Annotated in this window: 16 protein-coding genes; 6 read left to right on the top strand and 10 right to left on the bottom strand. The window is 38.1% G+C overall.

Annotation, left to right across the window (positions count from 1 at the left end):
• Positions 1 to 79: 79 nt before the first annotated feature.
• Genes AC6BKE_RS03400 through AC6BKE_RS03385 form a run of 4 tightly spaced genes read left to right on the top strand, consistent with a single transcriptional unit; the run spans position 80 to position 3,883 of the window.
• Positions 80 to 1,105, top strand: coding sequence for a methionine ABC transporter ATP-binding protein (locus AC6BKE_RS03400; RefSeq protein ID WP_058845260.1), 1,026 nt, complete (start codon positions 80 to 82; stop codon positions 1,103 to 1,105).
• Complete coding sequence (locus AC6BKE_RS03395; protein WP_036124987.1) at positions 1,095 to 1,757, top strand: methionine ABC transporter permease; 663 nt, start codon at positions 1,095 to 1,097, stop codon at positions 1,755 to 1,757. The genes AC6BKE_RS03400 and AC6BKE_RS03395 overlap by 11 nt, the downstream gene beginning before the upstream one ends.
• Positions 1,758 to 1,804: 47 nt before the next feature.
• On the top strand, positions 1,805 to 2,665 hold the full coding sequence (locus AC6BKE_RS03390) for a MetQ/NlpA family ABC transporter substrate-binding protein (protein WP_058845259.1): 861 nt from the start codon (positions 1,805 to 1,807) through the stop codon (positions 2,663 to 2,665).
• Between the two features lie 12 nt (positions 2,666 to 2,677).
• On the top strand, positions 2,678 to 3,883 hold the full coding sequence (locus AC6BKE_RS03385) for a M20 family metallopeptidase (protein WP_499855826.1): 1,206 nt from the start codon (positions 2,678 to 2,680) through the stop codon (positions 3,881 to 3,883).
• A gap of 82 nt (positions 3,884 to 3,965) precedes the next feature.
• Here the strand turns inward: AC6BKE_RS03385 and AC6BKE_RS03380 are convergent, their stop codons facing one another.
• The 4 genes from AC6BKE_RS03380 to AC6BKE_RS03365 all read right to left on the bottom strand — a co-directional run bounded on the left by AC6BKE_RS03380 (position 3,966) and on the right by AC6BKE_RS03365 (position 8,447).
• Positions 3,966 to 5,441, bottom strand: a complete 1,476-nt coding sequence (locus tag AC6BKE_RS03380; RefSeq protein ID WP_499855825.1) for a hypothetical protein — start codon at positions 5,439 to 5,441, stop codon at positions 3,966 to 3,968.
• Between the two features lie 199 nt (positions 5,442 to 5,640).
• Positions 5,641 to 6,195: an HPP family protein gene (locus AC6BKE_RS03375; RefSeq protein WP_036124979.1), complete on the bottom strand. Its 555-nt coding sequence runs from the start codon at positions 6,193 to 6,195 to the stop codon at positions 5,641 to 5,643.
• A 195-nt stretch (positions 6,196 to 6,390) separates the two neighbouring features.
• The gene (locus tag AC6BKE_RS03370; RefSeq protein ID WP_499855824.1) at positions 6,391 to 7,749 is read right to left on the bottom strand and encodes an acetamidase/formamidase family protein; all 1,359 of its coding nucleotides are present in this window, start codon (positions 7,747 to 7,749) and stop codon (positions 6,391 to 6,393) included.
• Positions 7,750 to 7,832: 83 nt separating this feature from the next.
• A complete protein-coding gene (locus AC6BKE_RS03365; RefSeq protein ID WP_271912080.1) occupies positions 7,833 to 8,447 on the bottom strand; it encodes a PH domain-containing protein in 615 nt (204 codons plus the stop codon).
• A gap of 183 nt (positions 8,448 to 8,630) precedes the next feature.
• On the opposite strand from AC6BKE_RS03365, the gene AC6BKE_RS03360 reads away from it, so the two are divergent.
• Together AC6BKE_RS03360 and AC6BKE_RS03355 are read left to right on the top strand one after the other, a co-directional pair.
• Positions 8,631 to 9,353, top strand: a complete 723-nt coding sequence (locus tag AC6BKE_RS03360; protein ID WP_271912079.1) for a response regulator transcription factor — start codon at positions 8,631 to 8,633, stop codon at positions 9,351 to 9,353.
• Positions 9,350 to 10,735: a sensor histidine kinase gene (locus tag AC6BKE_RS03355; protein WP_499855823.1), complete on the top strand. Its 1,386-nt coding sequence runs from the start codon at positions 9,350 to 9,352 to the stop codon at positions 10,733 to 10,735. The genes AC6BKE_RS03360 and AC6BKE_RS03355 overlap by 4 nt, the downstream gene beginning before the upstream one ends.
• A gap of 679 nt (positions 10,736 to 11,414) precedes the next feature.
• On the opposite strand, the gene AC6BKE_RS03350 is transcribed toward AC6BKE_RS03355, so the two are convergent.
• The 6 genes from AC6BKE_RS03350 to AC6BKE_RS03325 all read right to left on the bottom strand — a co-directional run bounded on the left by AC6BKE_RS03350 (position 11,415) and on the right by AC6BKE_RS03325 (position 17,595).
• The gene (locus AC6BKE_RS03350; RefSeq protein WP_271912076.1) at positions 11,415 to 11,774 is read right to left on the bottom strand and encodes a YxeA family protein; all 360 of its coding nucleotides are present in this window, start codon (positions 11,772 to 11,774) and stop codon (positions 11,415 to 11,417) included.
• Between the two features lie 2 nt (positions 11,775 to 11,776).
• Complete coding sequence (locus AC6BKE_RS03345) at positions 11,777 to 13,645, bottom strand: FtsX-like permease family protein (protein WP_499855822.1); 1,869 nt, start codon at positions 13,643 to 13,645, stop codon at positions 11,777 to 11,779.
• Positions 13,632 to 14,399 carry an ABC transporter ATP-binding protein gene (locus AC6BKE_RS03340; protein ID WP_036125791.1) on the bottom strand — a complete coding sequence of 256 codons (768 nt, stop codon included), beginning with the start codon at positions 14,397 to 14,399 and terminating at the stop codon, positions 13,632 to 13,634. The genes AC6BKE_RS03345 and AC6BKE_RS03340 overlap by 14 nt, the downstream gene beginning before the upstream one ends.
• Before the next feature lie 211 nt (positions 14,400 to 14,610).
• Complete coding sequence (locus tag AC6BKE_RS03335) at positions 14,611 to 15,087, bottom strand: glutathione peroxidase (RefSeq protein WP_101966946.1); 477 nt, start codon at positions 15,085 to 15,087, stop codon at positions 14,611 to 14,613.
• Between the two features lie 14 nt (positions 15,088 to 15,101).
• Positions 15,102 to 16,436, bottom strand: a complete 1,335-nt coding sequence (locus tag AC6BKE_RS03330; protein WP_058843747.1) for an FAD-dependent oxidoreductase — start codon at positions 16,434 to 16,436, stop codon at positions 15,102 to 15,104.
• Between the two features lie 13 nt (positions 16,437 to 16,449).
• Entirely contained in the window at positions 16,450 to 17,595 is a 1,146-nt protein-coding gene (locus AC6BKE_RS03325) for a VanZ family protein (protein ID WP_058843748.1), read from the bottom strand.
• Positions 17,596 to 17,742: the final 147 nt, after the last annotated feature.

Here is a 17,742-nt window from a genome sequence, read left to right as displayed (position 1 = left end):
TTCCTTTTTTCTTAATCGATAAGAACAAAAGGAAGGTCCTTTTTGTTCTTTATTTTTAAATAGGGAGTTGAGCAAGTAAATGATTGAATTTCAGAATGTAGCGAAAACCTTTAAATTTGGTGATCGTGAAGTGAATGCAGTGAAAGATGTATCTCTTTCAATTCAGCAGGGAGAGATTTTTGGAATTATTGGATTTAGTGGTGCAGGAAAGAGCACATTATTGCGACTTGTGAATCTATTAGAAAGTCCAACCCATGGCACTGTTCAAGTACAAGGTGTTGATATTAATTCGCTCACACCAAAAGAGGTAAGAAAGCTGAGAAGAAGAATCGGCATGATTTTTCAAAATTTCAACTTATTCTCCTCAAGAACGGTAGCTGGAAATGTAGCCTATCCACTTAAGCTGGCGGGAGTGCCTAAAAAAGAAATTAATGAAAGAGTTGCAGAACTTCTTAGTTTTGTTGGTCTTACAGAAAAAGCGAACGATTACCCTGAGCAATTATCTGGAGGCCAAAAACAGCGGGTTGGAATTGCGAGGGCGCTTGCTACCTCCCCTGATATATTAATTTGTGATGAAGCAACCTCAGCGCTCGATCCAGATACAACTGGGGAAATTCTCCGCCTTCTCAAAAAAGTAAACAAGGATTTAGGAATCACTATTTTGCTAATCACACATGAGATGAATGTCATCCAACAAATATGTGACAGAGTAGCAGTCATGGAAAATGGAGCAGTAATTGAATCTAATTCAGTTTTTGATATTTTTACAAATCCACAGCATTTAACGACTCAACGGTTTATTCAATCGGTTCAGCAAGATCGACCATCTGCATCTCTATTAGAGGAATGGAGAAAAAAAGGCGGCAAAAATTTATACCGTGTTATTTTTAAAGGTGATATTGCTAGCGATCCTATCCTTTCTCGCGTAACAAGAAAATTTGATGTGGACGTTAATATCGTCTATGGCTCTGTCCGAGAAATTCAGGAGAAGTTCTATGGGAACTTGCTCGTCTCATTTGAGGGACATAGCGATAAAATACCTAGTGTTCTTACTGAATTACAAGACATTGTAACTGTTGAGGAGGTAAAATTCAATGAAGGTTGATTGGACGACTTTTTGGCCCCGTATTTTTGAATCTACGGGTGAAACGATTTTAATGGTTATTATAACCCTTATCTTCGGTTCTATTCTTGGTATAACAATAGGTTTACTACTATATGTGACACGAAAAGGAAATATTTTAGAGAACAAATTCGTGTTTCAATTGTTAAATTTTTTAATTAATATTATTCGCCCAGTTCCATTTATTATTTTTCTAGTGGCCATTAGCCCATTAACAAGAATGGTTGTTGGAACAACGATTGGTACGTGGGCAGCAATCTTTCCGATGACGATTGCCTCATCATTTGGTATTGCGAGAGTAGTAGAGAATAACTTAGTTAGCATTGACCCTGGGGTAATTGAAGCCGCAAAGGCAATGGGAGCAAGTCCTCTACAAATTATTTTTACTGTATTAATTCCAGAGGCACTTGGACCGTTAATTTTAGGCTTAACGTTTGTGACAGTCGGTTTAATAGATTTCTCTGCAATGGCTGGTACAGTTGGCGGAGGCGGTTTAGGTCATATTGCAATGACATATGGTTATCAACGCTTTGATGGAAGTGTCATGCTTGTGACCGTTATTATTCTTATTATTCTTGTACAAATTGCGCAGTGGATTGGGAATAAGCTATCAAGAAAAATTATGCGACGGTAAGAAGGACATTTTTCATTTGAATAAAACAACGAAAGAGGAGATCAATAATGAAAAAGTGGTTTAGTATTTTATTAGTTTTAACAGCCGTATTAGCATTGGCTGCCTGTGGGTCTGATTCAGCTACAGATAATGCTAAAAAAGAAGAAAAAGTAAAGATTGGTGTAACTGGAACAGATGGTGAAGTATGGCCGATTTTAAAAGAGAAAGCTAAAAAGGAAGGGATTGAAATTGAGCTTGTCGAGTTCTCTGACTATACATTGCCGAATCAGGCATTAGCAAATAAAGAAATTGATATTAATTCCTTTCAGCATATCGCGTTTCTAACACAATTTACTAAAGAAAATAATGTCGATTTAGTTCCAATTGGTGCTACTGTTATTGCTCCAATGGGAATATATTCAGAAAAAGTGAAGGATGTTAACGAAATTAAAAAAGGTGACAAAATTGCCATCCCTGATGACCCTTCCAACCAGGCTCGTGCATTAAGATTATTAGAATCAGCTGGCTTAATTAAATTGGCAGATGATTTTGGTCTCTTCGGTGACCCAAGTAAAATCGTCGACAACCCGAAAGATTTAGACATTTTACCGATTGTAGCTCAACAAACACCACGTGTATTACCAGATGTAGTTGCATCCGTTATTAATAATGGAGTTGCTGGACAAGCTGGGTTTGATCCCGTAAAGGACCCCATTTATCTTGAAGATGCCAACGATCCTAACGCCTTACCTTATGTGAACATTTTTGCTGCACGAGCAGATGATCAAGATAATAAAACATATCAGAGAATTGTCGAGCTGTATCATGAGGAAGACGTAATGAAGGCAGTCGAGGCAGAAACAAATGGAGGATCTATTGTTGTTGATTTATCAAAAGATGAGTTAATAAAACAAAGCAAAGGACTATAGGGGGAGATAAATATGAGCAAAACTTTATCGGGAATTGAACTAATCCAGGAATCCATTGAAACAAATCAAGCATTGTATATTGAAACTAGCCAGGCAATCCATGCCAATCCAGAAATAGGGAATCAGGAGTTTTTCGCAAGTCAAAAGCATGTAGAAATCTTGACGAATGCAGGATTTAAAGTAGACACAGCCGTTGCTGGACATGAAACCTCCTTTTATGCAGTGAAAGACAGTGGAAAACCTGGTTCAACAATTGCCTTTCTTGCTGAATATGACGCTCTTCCAGGTTTAGGGCATGCCTGTGGTCATAATATTATCGGAACAACGAGTGTCGCAGCCGGAATTGCTCTTTCTAAAACATTAGATGAAACTGGTGGAAGTGTCGTCGTCTTAGGAACACCTGCTGAAGAGGGTGGTCCAAACGGCAGTGCAAAGGGAAGCTTTGTAGCACATGGCTATTTAAAGGAAGTAGATGTCGCTTTAATGATTCATCCAGCAGGAAAAACATCTCTAACAAGGGAAACACTTGCCGTTGATCCACTTGATTTCCATTTTTACGGGAAAGCCGCACATGCATCAGGGGCTCCTGAGGAAGGAATTAATGCATTAGATGCAGTGATCCAGCTTTTTGTTGGGATTAATGCTTTACGCCAGCAGCTTCCTACAGATGTTCGAATTCATGGAATTATTACACATGGTGGGGATGCACCAAACATTATTCCTGAATATGCAGCAGCAAGATTCTTCATTCGTGCGGATTCATGGAAAAAAACAGAGGAGGTATCAGTAAAGGTACGTGCAATTGCTGAAGGTGCTGCACTAGCAACCGGGGCAACGGTAAAAATTGAACGATTCCAAAATGAAGTAAAGGATTTTGTGCTAAATCCTTTACTAGATAATATTTTACAAGAGGAGTTAGAGGCTTTAGGAGAAAAGGTTTGGACAATTCGAGGACAAGGCAAAGGTTCAACAGATGCTGGGAATATTAGCTACGAGGTTCCAACAGCACATCCATATATAAAAATTGGCCCAGACGATCTAATTGGGCATACAAATGAATTTAGAGAAGCTGCTAAATCCCCTGAAGGTGATGCAGCTTTAATAAAAGGAGCAAAAGCACTTGCTTCAGCTGGCTATCGCTTATTAAAAGATAGTGATCTTTTAAGTGAAATAAAAGCTTCTTTTGAGACAGCGAAGGCACAGAAAGAAAACTTCTAAAACTCATTCTAGCATTATTTGCATATGGAACAGGGCTGTACCAGAAAGTTGCCGAAGATCAACTTTTTGGACAGCCCTACTTTTATACATATGCACTTATAAATACTCGTAGCTTTTCAAAATGATCGTCAATCAATAAATACTTTTTGTAGATTTCCATTAATTTCTCAAAAAGCTCATAGTGCTCTGTTACAAATAAAATCTTTATAATATTTAATAGATGGAGAGAGGCACTTTGAGCTACAAAATAATAAGGAGCCTCTGATTGGCGATAATGTTGACGCCATTCTTCCACAGATAACCCAATATGCTGTAATGAATTATTAACATGTAATGCAATATCCTGCTGAACATATGCCTCAATTGCAATCAATTGTTCATTGCTACAACTCCCCTCCACTAATGCTGCATGTATTTTTTTATTGGATGCTAGTACATGCTCTTTTAAAAGGACTAACCCCTCTTGATAACGTCCCATTCTTACGTAATGATCCAGCAATATAGCATACAAATTCTCTAAAAAATTTAGTTCATAGTTTTTAATAATTGCAGGAGGAGTCGGCTTACGATTTGGTAGTAACTCTTTATATTCAAGCATTATCTCGATTGCATAATTATTAAGTCGCTCATCCTCTAATAAATATTCCCCATATTGAATAACTAATTCATTATCCTTCTCCTGATGTGCTATATGAAATAGTAGATAGGCTATTAACACTTTTTCCTTCTCCGTTAATGCATACATTGAATAGCGCCAATCCGCCTCAAAGGACGTAATAAGTGTCTTCACACAGTTATTATCTCCCTCAGCCAATCGGTAGTGTACAACAATTTGATAAAGACGTAACTGTTTTTTTGCCAAACAGCTAGCATTGTGCTTATCCACATGAGTTATACACTTATCCAGTATCGTTTTATAGTTATTCACAAAGTTATCCACATGTTCACAATTTTCTTTCATAGATTGCTCAAAATGTCCCATTATTTCATAAAGAAATGTGAATTGCTCTAAGGGTCTGTGGATAAGTAGTGAATAAACCTTTTTTGTAAAAAGCCAATGCCAAAAAGATGCATGCTCTTTATACATCATATGCACTAAATATTCATCTTGAAATTTATATAAAATAATTGTTTGTAGTTCATTAACTGGCATTACTATTTGCATTCGTTTCCCAAAAACTAGCCAAATTAGTCGTTCTAAGTCTATTGTGTGTTGCGCAAAGAGTTGCTCAAAAAAAGTTTCTTTTCCTTTTTGTGTATAAAAAAAAGCATTGAGCCGTTCATTCACAAATTTTGCATCTAAGCCATATTTGTCAAAATACATTTGCATTTCTGTTGATACACGACCCCAATATTTACGAGCTGTGGAAAAGGCAATATTCTTAGCCGTTTCTTCATTTACTAAAAATAGCTTTGGTGAAAGCGAAGTACCAAGTATTTTTGGATCTTCCTGCAGATTTGACTCTGCCTCCAGCCATGTTGCTAGTAAATTTTCAGCACCCTTTTCACTTTTTTGTTTATAAGCCATGAATAATTGCTCATCACAGTCCAACAGCATAAAATTGGAGCCTCCCATCAAATTCGACCAACAAAGATCTTCCCCTATCATTCAAATACATGTTTTTAACACTCTTTCTTCAATATAACAAATCTTAAGTAAAATATGCTAAAAAATTAGTGATATGCCTAGCTAAAATGTTCTCAAACAAAAAAGAACCACCTATCAAGTGAATACACTTCATAGATGGAAATCTCCATCACCAAAATAGTGGATATTTTCTTTTTTCACGTAAATTATTTATCAACAATCCGAAAAATACAATAATGACAGCTCCAATTAACACAGGTGTTACTAAATAACTCCAACCATAGCCTCCTAAAATAATAATTATAGGATTGGCACCTGCCGGCGGATGGATAATGCCCAGGAAGGCCATAAAAAATATTGTTAGCCCTACGCCTAAACTAATAGACAGCATACTCGAGCCTAATAGTGCATACATAGCCAAACCAATAAAGGCGGAAATGAAATGGCCGCCAATAATATTTCGAGGCTGAGATAACGGTGCATTCCAGACGACAAATACAAGTACACAGCTACCACCAAGTGAAGCCATTAGCCAAGGTGCCTCTGTAAAATTTGTTAGCCATAGCAAAACAAAAATACATATTAAGCCGCCTATTGCTCCCGTGATGGCATCAGCAAAATTTGTTCGAGAGGGGGCATGTCCCCCTCCTCTCATTTTTAATATAAAAGGTTTTATACTATTCTTTTTCTCTATTTTATTTTCCACACCAAAAAACTCTGTCATTCGACACCAACTTTTCTATGCTACGTTCTATTTAAATTCGGTTAGGCTAATCATTTTTAAACTTTACCTATTATATCAACACAACATTAGAATTCAATCTAAACTTCATATTTCAGACAAATTCTTACTTTGCCACCCCATAACCCATACAAAAAAGCAAACCTTTAACAGTTTGCTTTAGAATGAATTCATCTATTAATCATATTGCTTTTTCACTGTCTTATAAATTCGTACCTTTTTCAATATCGTTTTAGGTACTTGGAAGGTTGCTGTGACAACTCCTGGATGACGTCCAATTTCAATGGAACCTGTTATCGTCGCTCTATTTAATACTTCTGGCTCACTCATCTCAAATAACTTTGCAGCTCTCTGGACTGCATTATCCGTAGCCTCATTTAGCGTTTTTCCAGAACCAATCATAGATACAGGGAATGCTTCCTCTACCTGTTTCACACCGAACTCCTCTGCTAGCTCTCGTGCACGGCGCTTTTCTTCCTTCGTAAAGGGCTTTGCTGTATAAGGTAAATCTTCTTCGTTTGGTAATAACACTGGGCCTTCCAATGCTACTTTTTTCAAGACACTAACTTGTAGCTGTACAATACCAGCTACATCTGTTGTATGCCCTGCAACCTCCCCATCTCCCTGCATAGCATGCATATCCCCAATATAGACACCGCCACCTGGAACCTTTACAGGACAAATAATCGTTGCCCCTTCGCGTACTCTACTTATATCCATATGACCATCGGTACGATGTAAATCCAATTCATCTTGTGTAAAGGCATATTCATGCGGTGCTCCAATTAAGAACGAACCAAAATCACCAGCATTATGAGAATCCGGCATTGCTTTTGAAGGGGTTGTACCAAGCTGTCCTAAAAAAGGTCGCATTCTTGCCATTATACCTACTAGGTCGCTTGGTGCTAATGCAACAACTGGATTTTGTACAGAATTTTCAGGTGTTCTCATGTAATTTTTAGCATCAAGGGCGATACGGCGAGCCCCCTCTCTTCCAACAGTGACACCTATTTGGCCTTTTTGATCAAGGGCCATTGTATAGCCGTTTATCATTTTAAATGGTGCCGTTTCTGTATCACAGGTTGAACAGCGAATCGCTTGTGGACCTACCCCTTTGACAATTGTGCTTGGATGTAACTTGCCACAACCTGGGCATTTGACAGAAACGAACGGGTCGCCAATGAATCGATCTATAATCGCCTCATCGTAACCTGACGAGGTTGCCAGAGATGTGACCTGAATAGATTTAATTTTTATGACGATGGCGTCACCCACCTCAGCGCCTTCTACAAAAACAGGCTTCGTTACTTCGTGTCCCCCACGAATAGTAGGTGTAAGCATTGGTCCCCAGCATCCAGGTGCTGTATTGGCAATGATCGTTCCACCGTCTTTAACGGGCCCTAACATCTTCTTTGAGGGATCTAAAATTCCATCAATGAACTCATTTACGAACAATGTCTCAGCGGCTTGCGATTGCTGTATAAAGTCATCATTTTCTAAGCCTTCCTTTTCAAGCACATGCAATTCGTTTGTCATTTTTTGTCACGCTCCTGGTTCTGATTTTTATGTAAGTGTTATATGTTAAAAACGCTCTCCACATTTGCAGAGAGCTATTTTTATCAATTGTTCATGTATAAATCAAAAATATGTGAGAAGTCTTCTTTTTTGTACTTTTCTTTATGGTCGATCATCCAAGTACTCGCAAAGCGTGTGATTTCCTCGAATGACGTAGATGGAGAGATGTTATCATTGCCCATCCGTCCAAGTGATGAAGAAGCAATGTTTAAGCTTTTTTCTGCTACCTCTAGCTTATAGGCATTGTGTTTTTGCTCATAGCTAATAGCATGCAGTGCTTTATAGAGGTCTTTAATATCATCAATAAAGCGTTTATGGATGTCGATGGATAGTGGAGAATTACCAATTGTAAACTTAATTTCGACATCAAGGTCAATTGTTCCTGCTGTTTCTAGAAAAACATCTGTAATGGCATACATAGAATAGTCATAGCGTCGCAATAATCTCTTTTTACTCATAGCACTCTCGCCATCTACATGAATAATGGCACGATTCGTAAAGCAGTACTCATCTGCCTTCGTTTTAATTAAAAAATATATTTTTTCGTCAATTTCATGTAGGATAAAATCATCTGCATCTGTTTTATCATAATCCACTTGTGGCACAACTACTCCAATATCTGAAAGTCCAAGTGCATCTGCTGCTATTTTTTTGAACACCGTCATTCCTCCTAAATCGTCATACTCCTTTTACGCTTTAGAAACTGTAAAAGTTTCATAATACATTTCCCTACTATATACAAATTTTCATATAATCAATACTTCATTTCCTCTTTCATGTATATTTCATTTATAATGATTGTCAGAAAAGGATTCTTCCAAATCGAAAGGTCGTGTGAATAAGTGCAAGAACCAACTATATTAGTAGTGGATGATGAGGCTGATTTAGCTAATCTGTTAAAAGTAAGCTTACAAAAAGAGGGCTACAAACAAATTTATACAGCTGGCTCCATTCATGATGCTTGGACAAGCTTTCAACTAACAAAACCAGATATTGTACTGCTAGATGTCATGCTTCCAGATGGTGAGGGCTACGATTTATGTAGACGTATCCGTGAAGTCTCACATGTGCCTGTACTTTTCATGTCTGCTAAAAACGAGGAAATTGATAAAATTTTAGGGCTAGCCATTGGTGGAGACGATTACATTACTAAGCCTTTTAGCCCTAAAGAGGTTGCCTATCGTGTAAAGGCCCAATTACGAAGAGCTGGCTACCAAACTCAAGATACTGCTCCGAGCCTTACCAAGAAAGCACTACAGCATGGACCATTCCAGCTGAATACCGATGAAACTGAAGTTCATAAAGATGGCGTTTTATTGGAGTTAACGGCAAAGGAAATTGGTTTAATGGCGTGCTTTATGCACAATCCTAATCGAATTTTAAGTAAAGAAACGCTGTTCGAACGTGTCTGGGGAGAGGACTTTTTCGGTTCAGATAATACCGTCATGGTGCATATCCGCCGTTTGCGTGAAAAAATCGAACAGGATGCCTCAAAACCTCTGTATATCACCACTGTTAAAGGGCTTGGTTATAAATTCGTCGTACCAAAAGAGGCACAAGGATGAAGTGGAAATTAACAGCGCGCTTCCTCCTTTCTGTACTTTCTATTGTCATCATCGTTATTTTCGTCAATACTGCCATTCTAGTAGGTCTGCTCACTTATCGGTTAGCTACTGATTCTGATGGTGCTTCTGCAACTAAAGAAGAAAACTTTGTACGCGAATTCCAAAAATATATCGAAATTAAAAATGGGATTCCCTCAATAAGTGCAGATGGGCTTGAACATTTGCATCTGCGAAATGCTTGGATTCAATTACTTGATGTAAATGGTCAAGTTATTGACGCCCATTTTGTACCAGAAAAAGCACTCTCGCACTATACACCCATCGACTTAATTCAGGTATATAAATATAAAGAATTTGATTCTAATACTACGGTTTATATTGGCAATAAGGATGATTTTAGTTATTTAATTGGCATTCAAGGTAGTGGTGTTACAAGATATGTTATGCATTTTTCTGGCACATCAATCTTACAGTTTATCGGGAAATTCGGCTTGTTCATCGTTATTGCGGACTTGTTAGTAGCAACATTGGTAGGCTGGCTTTTTGGGCGCACATTAACGAAGCCTCTTTATGCGATGATTGAACGAATTCACCATTTAAAAGATCATAAGCATTCGTCCGACAAAGCGCCTGGAGGAGTTTACAAGCCTGTTTTTGAAAATCTAAATGAAGTATCACTAGAACTAGCTGCCCATGAACAAGAGAGAAAGAGACTAGAAGTTATGCGTGAGGAATGGATTAGTAATGTTTCACACGATATGAAAACACCACTTGCCTCTATTCGTGGCTACGCAGAGCTATTGAATGATGAAAAATTGCCACCTAGTGAGCAAACAGAGTACGCAAAAATTATAGAAAAACAATCATTGCATATGCAAGATCTATTAGATGATTTAAATTTAACAATGCGTTTAAGACATCAACGGCTTCCTCTCACATTAAAAAAAATGAATATGGTGCCATTTATTCGTGAAATTGTAATCGATACATTGAATACACCACAATATGAGCTTGCTAATCTTGAGTTTGAGACAGCCACCGAGGACAGTCTGCATCAAATTGACGAGCACTTTATGCGCAGAGCTATTATGAACTTTTTACACAATGCCATCCTTCATAATGCTCCTGATGTTTCCGTACTTGTGTCAGTTGATGAAGATTCTATTACGATTTCCGATAATGGTAGAGGGATCGCAGCAGAGGATCTGGAACATATTTTTGAACGCTATTACCGAGGTACAAATACGGAAAAAACAACTGGCACTGGTTTAGGTACAGCTATTGCTAGAGATATTATCGAGGCCCATGGAGGAACCGTAAGTATCAGCTCTGAAGAAGGGAAAGGTACAAGCGTTAACATTTATTTAAAAAGGAATACCTAATAAACGAAAACCCAAAATTTAACTAGCAGCATTCTTTGAAAAACGATAAATTTCAAACATACTTTTGGCACTGGCACTTCGCTTTCGTGCAGAAAAGGGGTGTCTCAAATAACTTTTGAGACACCCCTCAGAGTGTTGAAAAACAAAACTATCCATAGCATTTTTGTGAAAGGTGAAAATGGATTTCCGCTGCAGGCTACTTGCTTTCCTGTGGGCGAGCGCCGAGCCGCTTCCTCCGCTACCGCTCCGTTTAGAGGCTCGCCTGTCTCGCTATCCCACGGGAGTCAAGTAGCCTTCCACTCCAACCCACAAAAGTGTTACCTTTTTAGCAAAGTTTTCAAATAAAGTGAAGGTGCTCACTACTTTTTATGAAGAGGTGTTGTCACGCATCACTTCTCCATATTGAAAATAAGAGTTTATCCCCTCTAAGAATACAGATAATGGGCTATTTGATCGCTATACTACTATGAAAAAAGTAAAGACACTTTGCAGAATGGTTGATTGGAGTGGAGCCAGCGTCACTCCTAGGGGATTTAGCGTCACAGATGAGACCCTGGAGCGAGCGTAAGTGAATGAAGAGCGGCTCATCGGACGCCCCCTAGAAAGGGCGCTGGCGGAACGGAAATCAACCTCTCACCTTGCTAAAGGTTCTTTTTCTGCTATTGACATCACCTTTTTGCTATTTCACTTGATCTTGCACTTTTGCAGGTAACTCGTGGAATTTTACTTCATCAAATGAAGAGACTTCCGTTTCCTTTTTCACGTAAAGCTTTAAATAAGCATCCTGGCGTAAATTTTTGTGTGCTGAAAACTTTAATGTTTTTTCTTCGCCATTTTTATTGTAAGCAGGTAGCTCGTACCAGTACATTTTAAAGATTTCACCGCTATCAACCTTATACTCCTCTACTTCTCCCTCAGCTGTAATATGGACATAGTATGTGTCTTTATTTAACCGATTAAAGTCTACAGTCATCAATACAACCAATCCTGCCACGAATAAGATGAACAATGCACCTATTCCGAAAAATACTTTTTTCATATTTAATTCCCCTGTCTCACTATTTTATAGAACGAACGCACGGTAAAGATATAATAAATAAAGTAAATAGCTGAATATGCAACAATCCACAACATAACTGGCTTTGTAATATTCATACCAAATAGCTGTGAAAATGCTAGTAACGCAAAAGCACTATGCACAATGCCGACGATAAGTGGAGCACTAAAGATCACAGCCACCTGTCCTGCAACTGTCTTTAAAATTTGCTTACTATTCACACCAATTTTATTTAATATAGCGTATTTCGCCTGATCTTCCTCAGCTTCCGTTAAAATTTTGAAATAGATAATACTGCCTGTTGCCGCTAGGAAAACGAGACCTAAGAAGCTTCCCACAAACAATAGTGCACCAACTGTTGCTAAACCATCCTCATAGCTTTGTGGAACACTAGAGAAAGTTTCTTGTTGTTCAGTAGGTAATTGTTTATAAATATCTTGTGAAACGTTCTGTTGTTTCAAATCATTGTCCAATCCAACAACCTGCATGATGAGCTCTTCGGCATTTGTAGTCGCAAATTCCTGATCATTCACAACGAGTACTGTTCCCGCTGCTATAAAGTTTAGCACGCTTTCCTTGTACATTTTCTCTACATGGAAGGAATCTCCGTTTTGTAGCTTAAAGTCCTCACCCGTAAAATCATGTGAAAATCGTTCATCATAGGCTGCATCAAGTAAAACTGTAGAGCCATCTGCAATGTGCAGTTCTTCATCCTTACCTTGTAATTTCGCTAAACGATTATAATCAGATTCCTTCAATAATGTATATTCGAAAAACGAGAATTCATTATCAACACGTAAATTTTTCACAGCCACTGCTTCATTATATAAGACATCTTCTTGAGAAAATTCTACCGTCTCGCCTTTCCACATAAATGTATTTGGCAGCATCTGACGCACACTTGCTTCTGCATTGTAATACATGCCGAAGACACCGCCACCTGCTGTAATCGTTGTTGCACTTAAAATTGCAATGATCGACAGCGATTTAGCATTAGCTCGAATACGATATAATAACTGAGAAACACCGATTAAATTTAAGCCTTTCCATGACCATGATGTGGCTTTTTTTAATGCTGTTAACACAAAAACACTCACACTATGGAATAAAAGATATGTTCCTGCAATCGTTACACCTATGACCATTAATGGCGTACCTAACATAGTGAAGAATTTCCATATTTCACTCGTAAACATATCAGAGGCAGCTGTATAATATCCAAATGCAATTAGCACAGTACCGAGTAAAGCAGCTACTAAAGAGGCACGTGGAATTTGCTCACCCTGTTTGTCAGCGTGAAATAAATCAATTAGCTTAAATTGATAAATAACACGATAGCCTTGCAATGATGTGAATAAAAACAGTAGTGTAAATATGCCAGTCGTATTAATTAATGCCTCCATCGAAAATGTCAGACTACCAACCACTTCATAGCCCATTAAGCGTACTAAGATCATTAACAGCCCTTGTGACATAAAGAACCCTAGAATGATACCAAGTATTAGAGAAACAAGTCCTATAACTAAATTCTCAAAAAAGAGCATTAAGCCAATTTTTTGCTTACGCACACCTAGCAATGAATAGAGGGCTACTTCCTTTTTCCGCTTCTTCATAAAAAATGAATTGGAATAGGCCATAAAGATGACAATAAAGAATAATAGCACTACTGACGATGCACTCATCAATCCCTTTATTTGTTGTGATGATTGTTTTAAGGCCGAAAGATCATCATTATATTTGAGCGTCACAAATGTAAAGTAAATAACGATACTAAATACCATCGAGGCAATATATAAAAAGTAATTCGACAAATTGCGTTGAATATTTTTGCGCGCTAAACTAAATAACGTCATTTACTCCACCCCCGATGCTAGACAGCACCTGCAAGATCTCTTGGAAAAATTGCTTCCTTGTTAGAGTCCCACGTTGAATTTCCTTAGAAAGCTGTCCATCTTGAATAAATAGTATCCGCTGGCAGAAGCTAGCTGCAAAAGCATCATGGGTAACCATCATAATCGTTGCGGCTTGAGATTGGTTTAGATCGCTTAAGCTTTCTAGTAAATCTGTTGCAGATTTTGAATCAAGTGCACCTGTAGGCTCATCCGCAAAGATTAGCTTTGGCTCTGTCACTAATGCTCGTGACGACGCAGTACGCTGCTTTTGTCCTCCTGAAATTTGATAAGGATATTTATCAAGCAAGTCACTTATACCAAATAATGCAGCAATCCGCTCAACCCTTGCGTTGATAGCCTTTGTTGGCATCTTCGCAATAGCTAGTGGTAAAACAATATTTTCTCGCACTGTCAAAGAATCGAGTAAATTATAATCTTGAAAAATAAATCCTAAATTATCGCGACGAAAATCCGCTAATTCGGCATCCTTCATACGTGCTAAATTAGTATTCCCAATAATTATTTCACCAGTCGTTGGCGTATCAATCGTTGCTAATACATTTAAAAGGGTAGATTTCCCGGCTCCAGAAGGACCCATTACACCAACAAACTCTCCTTTTTCTACTTCAAATGATATATTCGATAGCGCTGTAAAAGTATTTGCGCCTTTGCCGTAAGTTTTTCCAACGTTTTGTACCTTTAATAATGGCGTCATATACGCTCACCTCTTCTTTCTGACTTTAGTATACGACCTCAAACTTACAACAAATTTGTCGCAAGCTTACAGCAACCTTAAATCAATCGCTAGTTTTCGATTAATTCATACGTTTTATCGAAGCCATTCCCTTTTGTATTCCCCAACTTTTAAAATTGATTGACATAAAAAAAGATTCATACACAAATAACTGTGCATGAACCATTTTAATCTATTGTTCTAAAACCTTTTGAATATCGTCCTCAAAGCTACTTGGCTTATCTGCTGAGGCGTAGCGCCCTACAACCTCACCATTGCGATTTACAAGGAATTTTGTAAAATTCCACTTCACGCTACTGCCTAAAAATCCTTTGGAGTGAGAAGTTAGATAATCGAAAATAGGATGTGCTTCTTTTCCATTTACCTTAACTATCTCATGCATCGGGAAAGTCACTCCATATGTCAGACGACACTGTGATGCAGCTTCTTCAGCAGTCGCTAGCTCTTGTTTAAATTGATTTGAAGGGAAACCAAGTACCACAAGACCTTCCTCCTGATATTTTTCATAAAGACCTTCTAATTCTTCAAATTGCGGTGTAAAGCCACATTTGGAGGCTGTATTGACAATTAGCAAAGGCTTTCCCTTATAACGTTCGAGGCTATAGACAGTACCATCTTCTAAAGTTACGTTAATATCATAAATGCTCATCTTTCTACCTCCTATTATAAACGTCCATTCATTCGTGCCACCTGCTGTAATGGGTCCCAAACACCATTGAACGGTGGTGCATAGGCTAAATCTAAATCTAGTAAATCAGGTAATGTCATTTTACTATACAATGCCGTAGCAAATACATCGATACGCTTATCAACTCCTGCTGGACCTACGATTTGTGCGCCTAATAGCAGCTGGTCCCGCTTGCGAACAACCACCTTAATATACATACGTTGTGCACCTGGATAATAGCCAGCAATATGACGTGCAGATAGTTTAAATGCCTCATAGTCAAAGCCAAGCTCTTTCGCCTTACGCTCATTGATGCCTGTCGTAGCAATGGTTAAATTGAAAAACTTTAAGATAGAAGTTCCCACGATTCCTCTAAACGGTGCAAACTTGCCTGACATATTAAGGCCTGCTAAACGACCTTGCTTATTAGCAGTCGTTCCTAAAGGTACGTAATCTAAACGCTCCTTCACAATATTAAAATGGGTTGCACAATCTCCTGCTGCATAAATATTTTCAATAGAAGTCTCTAAATGGCGATTCACAATAATTGCTCCATTTTTCGCAAGTGCTATTCCAGTATTCTTTAAAAACTGCGTATTTGGTTGAATGCCTGAAGCGACAATCACTAAATCTGTTTCTAAAATACTGTTATCTGTGACGACACGCTCGACCCGTTTACTCCCTTCAAATGCTTCCACACTTGTATTTAATAAGAGTTCCACATCGTTCTTTTTTGCTTCCTCATGAACATGTTGGGCAAGCTCTTCATCTAAAATTCGTGCTACATGGCTTCCTCGTTGAACTAGCCTTACTTTTTTCCCGCAGGCGTGTAGCGTTTCAGCCATTTCTAATCCAATATAGCCACCACCTATGATGGTTACCTGTTCAATATCTGGCGTTAAATCAGCCAGTAAATCCTCCAACTGAGGAATCGTTTTTACCGTGTGGATACCTTCTAATTCAATCCCCTCTTGCACAGGTACTACTGGACTAGCTCCCGTAGCAATAAGAAGCTTATCATAGGGAATCTCAAATGCTTCACCACTCGCCTGTGTCCCCGTAATAAATTTCTTCTCTATATCTACATTTTCTACCTCATAGCCAACTCTTGCATCAATGCCATACTTATCTCTAAAAGTCTCGACATCTCGTGCAATTAAACGTTTGGTTGATGAAATACGTCCATCTACAACATAAGGCAATCCACATTGCCCATATGAATAAATAAAACCACGTTCTAAAGTAGTTATTTCTGCCCCTGGCACATTACGATAGATTTCCATTGCTGCAGACATACCTGCAGCATCTCCCCCAATGATGACGTATTTCATTCTACAAGCCCCCTTATTTTTTCCTTGTTGCCATTAAATCTGCATATTGATCGATATACAAACGTCTTTTTCCTCCACTTACGATGACACGTATTATATGGATGGCTATAATCATTGTAAGTGCAAAACCTGCTGTTGTGGCTAGTAGAGAAATGACAATTTGCAGAACATAAAATGATGAATCCATATTTAATTGAATACTACCAAACGTTGAAATGGCTTCGAATAGACTAGCCGTAGCGACAATAGCAATACAGCGACGCCACGATTGCTTTACAATACTTTTGCCATTCTTGTTGACCATTGTAAAACGCATAATCTTCATACCTAGCGTTGCGCCATTCATCATACTTGGGATCACGCCAAAGAGGATCATGTACAAGACCATGTTCACCAAGAACTCGAATGTACCACTATACCCTGTCAGACCGCCAACCATAATCCATATCATTTGTGCGATACATAAATCAATGACGAGTGCCAGCAAAATAGAGATGGGCTTAACAATATCCATTTTTTCCATTTCAGCAGCTTTTGCCTCAACCTCTTCATGCGAAGGAAATAGTGCCCATATGATTGGTGCTAAAAAGAATCCTAGTAACGCGCCTACACTGTTCAGTAATAAATCATCCACATCAAAGATGCGGTAGGCACAATTAAAGATGCCGTAAATACCTGTTCTTTGTGTGACCTCATAAAACAATGTTAGCAAAAAGCTAATTAAAAATGCACGTTTCCAGTACCTTCTTTCTTTAAGAAAATATCGCAAGTAAACGCCAAACGGCATCAGTAGCAAGAAATTAAAGAATGCTTGGAAAAATGCCTGCTGTTTCGTTATAGCAAGCCATGTAGAGGGATTTGTTACTACAACCCCGCTGTCCTTTAAAATATCCTCAACAAATTGAAAAAGTCGCAAATTAGTATGAACAGTGTCTGCGGATTGGAGTGAGCATGTATCTCTTGTAGATGGAAATGGCAGTAATACTAAACATAGTGCGGATAAAAAATAAAAAATAAATGAGAACATAATAATGGTTTTGGACATAGATAAATATCCATATTTACGATACGTATAAATAAGCCATGGAATAAAAAGTACAAATGATAAAATAATCGTTATAAAAAACGCTATTAAAATGGAATCTGTGTAAGTTGACATATAAGCACCTCTCTCTTTAAAATGCCCGTTTTTATGAACACTAAAACTAAGTTTAGTTCTCCAATACAACATATTTATTTCAGTAAGCTTACATAATCCTTAATTCAATCAAATATGGCTGATACGTACGAGGAGTAGTTAATCTAA

The organism is Lysinibacillus sp. COL-1, from assembly GCF_059814265.1.
Note: the sequence above shows the minus strand (reverse complement) of the source record. Positions and strands in the feature narration are given on the sequence as shown.